The organism is Streptomyces sp. NPDC046876 (assembly GCF_040645035.1).
Classification (GTDB): domain Bacteria; phylum Actinomycetota; class Actinomycetes; order Streptomycetales; family Streptomycetaceae; genus Streptomyces.
On sequence record NZ_JBEYXK010000190.1, the window covers coordinates 1 to 6,067 of the forward strand.

The 6,067-nt window shown below is 73.1% G+C and carries 4 protein-coding genes; all 4 read left to right on the forward strand.

Features of this window, described 5'->3' with window-relative positions:
• Positions 1 to 426 precede the first annotated feature (426 nt).
• The 4 genes from ABZ924_RS37940 (at position 427) to ABZ924_RS37955 (ending at position 5,715) form a co-directional block, all read left to right on the forward strand.
• Positions 427 to 2,418: a tetratricopeptide repeat protein gene (locus ABZ924_RS37940; protein ID WP_361920206.1), complete on the forward strand. Its 1,992-nt coding sequence runs from the start codon at positions 427 to 429 to the stop codon at positions 2,416 to 2,418.
• A gap of 152 nt (positions 2,419 to 2,570) precedes the next feature.
• Positions 2,571 to 3,686 carry an alanine dehydrogenase gene (gene ald / locus ABZ924_RS37945; protein ID WP_361920208.1) on the forward strand — a complete coding sequence of 372 codons (1,116 nt, stop codon included), beginning with the start codon at positions 2,571 to 2,573 and terminating at the stop codon, positions 3,684 to 3,686.
• 458 nt (positions 3,687 to 4,144) lie between these two features.
• Positions 4,145 to 5,182: a ParA family protein gene (locus ABZ924_RS37950; protein ID WP_361920210.1), complete on the forward strand. Its 1,038-nt coding sequence runs from the start codon at positions 4,145 to 4,147 to the stop codon at positions 5,180 to 5,182.
• A complete protein-coding gene (locus tag ABZ924_RS37955; RefSeq protein WP_361920212.1) occupies positions 5,167 to 5,715 on the forward strand; it encodes a hypothetical protein in 549 nt (182 codons plus the stop codon). Before ABZ924_RS37950 ends, ABZ924_RS37955 begins: the two co-directional genes overlap by 16 nt.
• Positions 5,716 to 6,067 lie beyond the last annotated feature (352 nt).

Here is a 6,067-nt window from a genome sequence, read left to right on the forward strand (position 1 = left end):
GCCGCGCAGCGGTCGGGCCCGGGGTCCGGGGCGGAGCCCCGGGGAACGGGGGAAGGGTGGGGAGGGGCATGGCTCCGCGCAGCGGCGGCCCCCGGCCCGCGCCGCGCTCCCGGTTCCGTAGCCGGCCCGCCCCTCGGCGCCGGCGCGCACCAGGGCGCCCCGGGCGGCGCTGCACCCCCGGGCCGCGCTGCCGCCGGGCCGCGCTGCCGCCGGGCCGCGCTGCCGCCGGGCCGCGCTGCCGCCGGGCCGCGCTGCCCCGGGGCCGCGCCCCTGGTCGGGGGGCCGGAGGGGGCCACCCTGGGCCGGATGGGGGGCGGTGTGACCATCGGTTGATCCGGTCGGGGGACGTGACCGCCGCGCTCCCCACGGACCGTCGCTCTGCGTGAACTACGCTCGCACCCCGAAGGCAGGGAGAGGAGCGGATCCGTGGCGGATTTCGTGGGGCGGCGGCGCGAGCTGAAGGAGCTGCGCGAGGACATCGCGCGCACGGGCCTGGACACCCTCTCCGGCCGCAAGGCCAAGGCCCCCCGCGCCCGGCTGCTGCTCATCGCCGGCCGCCCCGGCTCCGGCCGCACCGCCCTCGCCGAGGCCCTGGTCCGGGAGGTCGCCGCCGACTACCCCGACGGGGTGCTGCGCGTGCGCCTCACCACCCCCGGCGGCGAGACCGTCGCCACCGAGCGCGCCCTGCGCACCCTCCTGGAGGGGCTCGGCCTGCCCACCCCGCCCGGCGCCTCCGAGGACGACCTCAGCTCCGCCCTGCGCGCGGCCCTCGCCGACAAGCGCGCGATCCTCCTCGTCGACGACGCCGCCGACCCGTACCAGGTCGACGCCCTGCTCCCGGACACTCCCGAGTGCCTGGTCGTCCTGACCGCCGAGGGCCCGCTCACCGGGATCCCGGACGTCCGCCCCTGCACCCTCGGCGGCCTCGACACCCCCTCGGCCGTCGGGATGCTGGCCCGCCGCATCGGCGACACCCGCATCACCGTCGACCCCACCGCCGCCGCGGCCCTCGCCGAGGAGTGCGGGGGCATGCCGGCGGTGCTCGCCCTGGTCGGCGGCTGGCTCGCCGCCCGCCCCAAGGCCTCCGTCTCCGACACCGCCAAGCAGCTGCACGACATGCCGCCCGGCACCGACGGCCCGCTCGGCCGCGCCTTCCGCCTCGTCTACGAGTCCCTTCCGCAGCCCGCCCAGCGCACCCTGCGGCTGCTGCCCCTGGCCCCGGCCGGCATCGTCGACTCGCACACCGCCTCCGCCCTCGCCGGCTGCTCGGTGGCCGCGGCCCAGGCCACGCTGGAGGACTTCGCCGCGCTGGGCCTCGTACGGAACGCACCCGACGGCCTGTTCCTGCTGCCCGGCTGCCTCGCCCCGCTGCTGCGGTCCCTGCTGGAGACCAAGGAGCGCCCCGCCGAGGTGCAGCTGGCCCGGGCCCGGATGCTGGAGCGCACCGTACGGCTGCTGCACTCCTGCCGGGTGATGGCCGAGACCGGCGAGGGCAAGGACGTACAGGGCGCAGACCTCCAGGAGGTACGGGAGGTGCTGGAGGGGCTGCCGAGGGCCCTGCGCTTCCCGGACCGGCGGGCCGCCGCCACCTGGCTGGACACCCGGCTGCCCGGGCTGACGGCCGCCGCCACCCTCGCCGTGGCCGACGGTGACCTGGACACCCTGGCCCGCCGCCTGGTCGCCGCCCTGGTCAGGGCCCTGGCCGCGCACCGCGGCACGGCCGCCGCCGCGCCCGAGCTGTACGGACTGCACCGCCTGGTCCTGGACGTGGCCGAGCGCCGCGGTCTGCACCGCGAGCAGGCCGCGGCCCTGCTGAACCTCGCCGACCTGGACGCGGAGACCGGCCGGACCCAGGAGGCCCTGGAGCGCTACCGCGCCGCATTGGACGCGGGACGCGCCGCGAACGACCCGTACGCCACCGGCCGGGCGATGGAATCCGTAGGCGGCGCCTACCAGGAGCTCGCCGACTGGCACCGGGCGGCCGACTGGTTCGGCCGCGCCCTCGCCCAGGCCCTGGCCCGGGGCGAGCGCGCGGACGAGGCCCGGCTGTACGGGCGGCTCGGCAACGCGCACACCCACGCGGGCCGGTACGGGGACGCGATGCGCAGCTGGCGGGCGGCCGCCGCGGGCTACCGGAAGCTGGCCGATGTTCCGGGCCAGGCAAGGGCGTTGAGCGAGATGGCGCGAATCCAGGAGTACGCCGGCCGCCCGGAGGAATCGCTGCACACCTGCCGCGAGGCGGTCGAGCTCGCGCGCCGCGCCGGGGACCTGCGCCTTCAGGCCGCGCTGCAGGTCCGGCTGGCCGACACGCTCGACCGGCTGGGTGATCCGGCGGCCGCCCGACTGCACCGGTCGGCGGCCGACAGATTGCTGGGAGACGACCCCGCAGCCTGCGAAATCCGTAGTAGTTCCGACTGAGATTATTGGTTTGCAAGGCTAGACAGCGCCTCATCCTTCATTAGACTGGCTCCACCACGTCATCTCGTGGTGCATCCCGTTGCGCGCTCTTGTGGACGGGTATGTATGGAAGTGCCCCGTAATATCCCCTGAGCCAAGGACCGTGATCGACGATGAAGGTCGGCATCCCCCGCGAGGTCAAGAACAACGAGTTCCGGGTCGCCATCACGCCCGCCGGCGTGCATGAGCTGGTCCGCAACGGCCACCAGGTCTTCATCGAGCAGAACGCCGGTGTCGGCTCCTCGATCTCGGACGAGGAGTACGTGGCCGCCGGCGCCGAGATCCTCGGCACGGCCGACGAGGTCTGGCAGACCGCCGACCTGCTGCTGAAGGTCAAGGAGCCCATCGCGGAGGAGTACCACCGCCTCCGCAAGGACCAGACCCTCTTCACCTACCTGCACCTGGCGGCCTCCCGCGAGTGCACGGACGCCCTGCTGGAGTCCGGCACCACTGCCATCGCGTACGAGACGGTCGAGCTCGCCAACCGCGCGCTTCCGCTGCTCGCCCCGATGTCCGAGGTCGCGGGCCGCCTGGCCCCGCAGGTCGGCGCCTACCACCTGATGCGCTCGGCCGGCGGCCGCGGCGTCCTGCCCGGCGGTGTCCCCGGCACCCACGCCGGCGAGTGCGTGGTCATCGGCGGCGGCGTCTCCGGCTGGAACGCCGTGCAGATCGCCATCGGCATGGGCTTCCACGTGACCCTGCTCGACCGCGACATCAACAAGCTGCGCGAGGCCGACAAGATCTTCGGCACGAAGGTCAAGACGATCGTCTCCAACGCCTACGAGCTGGAGAAGGCCGTCGTCGAGGCCGACCTCGTCATCGGCGCCGTACTGATCCCGGGTGCGAAGGCCCCGAAGCTGGTCACCAACGAGCTCGTCGCCAAGATGAAGCCCGGAAGTGTCCTTGTCGACATTGCCATCGACCAGGGCGGCTGCTTCGAGGACTCCCGTCCGACCACCCACGCCGAGCCGACCTTCACGGTCCACAACTCGGTCTTCTACTGCGTCGCCAACATGCCGGGCGCGGTGCCGAACACCTCCACCTACGCGCTGACGAACGCCACGCTGCCCTACATCGTGCAGCTCGCGAACCTCGGCTGGGTCGAGGCGCTGCGCCGTGACCCCGCGCTCGCGCTGGGCCTCAACACCCATGACGGCCAGGTCGTTTACGGTCCGGTCGCCGAGGCCCACAACCTCGAGCACGTCGAGCTGGGCACCCTGCTCGGCTGAGCCGACCGACCCGTCAACGACTGACGTCAATCTCACGTCTCCGGCCGGACCTTGCCCGCAAGGTCCGGCCGGACGCGTTTGCGGAGCGGCGGCCGCCGCGGTTCAACTCGCGTCGAACGTAACCCTTTAACCCTTTCGCGCACCTGCGAAACTTCACAGTGACAGCGCGGACGCCCTTGACAGAGTGGTGTTCGCTTGCCGACACATCGTTAGCGGTCCGGTGGATTGTGTTGCCGCTGGGCGGTGACACGCCATAGAGTCGCCAACCGTCGGCATGGTGCCACGCTGACCTATCGATAAGTGTCCTGGTCACGTCCGAGGAGGTAAGACGACTTGTGAATGAGTCGACATTTACTCCTGGGGGTGGTCGAGCAGGAACGCCCGATCGGGGCCAGAACCCGGCCGGGCTCGAAGCTGTCGGCTCCGTCGCGGTCCGCACCTTCGCAAACCACCAGCACATGACGACGCCCCAAAAGAGCATGGACGGCCTAGACGTGAACTCCACGGCCGGCGACCACAGCGGCGATACGCCCATTGGATTCGCCGACTACGACCAGGTGCCCGAGGGGCACTTCTACGACCCCGACGCGGAGTACGAGCCCGACCCCGAGTACGCGGCCACCCTCGCGCCCGACGCTGCCCGCCAGCGCCGCGAGCGGATCGGCCCGACCGGACGGCCGCTGCCGTACTTCCCGATCCCGGGTCCGCTGACCGACCACGGTCCGGCGAAGATCATCGCGATGTGCAACCAGAAGGGCGGCGTGGGCAAGACCACGTCGACCATCAACCTGGGCGCGGCGCTCGCCGAGTACGGACGCCGCGTCCTGCTCGTCGACTTCGACCCGCAGGGCGCCCTGTCCGTGGGCCTCGGCGTGAACCCGATGGAGCTCGACCTCACGGTCTACAACCTGCTCATGGAGCGGGGCATGTCGGCCGACGAGGTGCTGCTCAAGACAGCGGTCCCCAACATGGACCTGCTGCCGAGCAACATCGACCTGTCCGCCGCCGAGGTGCAGCTGGTCAGTGAGGTCGCGCGCGAGTCGACGCTCCAGCGGGCGCTGAAGCCGCTGATGAACGACTACGACTACATCGTGATCGACTGCCAGCCCTCGCTCGGCCTGCTGACGGTGAACGCCCTGACGGCGGCCCACAAGGTCATCGTCCCGCTGGAATGCGAGTTCTTCGCACTGCGCGGTGTGGCATTGCTGACGGAGACCATCGAGAAGGTCCAGGAGCGCCTCAACCCGGAGCTGGAGCTCGACGGCATCCTCGCCACCATGTACGACTCCCGTACGGTGCACAGCCGCGAGGTGCTGGCGCGCGTCGTCGAGGCCTTCGACGACCACGTCTACCACACGGTCATCGGCCGGACGGTGCGCTTCCCAGAGACCACGGTCGCCGGCGAGCCGATCACCACGTACGCCTCCAACTCCGTCGGGGCCGCCGCATATCGCCAGCTGGCCAGGGAGGTGCTCGCCCGGTGTCACGCCGAGTGAGTCTGCCCGGAGCCGACGAGCTGTTCCGCACGACCGGGGGGATGGCCCTGCAGTCGTCCTCGCCGCGGCGCAGCGGCGAGGACGCCGGCGCGGCCCTGCCGGAGCAGTCGGCGGGGTCGGCGGGGTCGGCTTCGGCGACGGCTTCCGCTTCGGCGGAGGGCGCGGCGGGCGAGGGCCGCGGCCGGGAGGCGGCGGCCGGCGGCGAATCGGTGGTGGGCGCGCCGAGGCGTCCGCAGGAAGGTTCTGCCACCGCGGCGTCGGCGCCGCCGGCCCGGGCGGCCCGGGGCAAGTCCCAGGGCCGGGGCGCGAACCGGCGGCCCAGCGGGCGCGAACGGCACGACGAGAAGATCACGGTCTACGTCTCCGCCGAGGAGTTGATGGACCTGGAGCACGCCCGCCTGGTGCTCCGCGGCGAACACGGCCTCGCGGTGGACCGCGGCCGCATCGTCCGCGAGGCGGTGGCGGTGGTCCTGGCCGACCTGGAATCCCGCGGCGACGCCAGCATCCTGGTCCGCCGCCTCCGCGGCCGCTGACCCCCGGCCCGGCGCCCGCGAACCCGAGGCACCCCTGCCCCGGCCGCCCCGCCGCCCGGCCCCGGCTCGCTCCACTCCGCGGCCACCGCCGACGCCCGGCAACTCCGACCCCGGCGCTCGAAGCCGAGGTCAGGCAATCCGCCCCCCTTCAACGTTCGAAGCCGGGATCCGGCATTTCCAGCCTCGCCGGCGTTTGAGGCTGGGGGTACCCCCAGCGGTAGCTGGGGGAGGGTCCGGGCGGAGCCCGGTGCCCGGCGGAGCCGGGTTTCTTGGGGCGCCGCCCCCCAAACCCCGCGCCGCCAACCCCGGGGAGGGTCGCGTGGGAGGCCCCCGCGTCGAAGGGGAAGCGGGG

Bases quoted from the DNA above. Each gene is read 5' to 3' on its own strand.
- ald (WP_361920208.1), top strand. From the start codon at position 2,571: ATGAAGGTCGGCATCCCCCGCGAGGTCAAGAACAACGAGTTCCGGGTC.
- ABZ924_RS37950 (WP_361920210.1), top strand. From the start codon at position 4,145: ATGACGACGCCCCAAAAGAGCATGGACGGCCTAGACGTGAACTCCACG.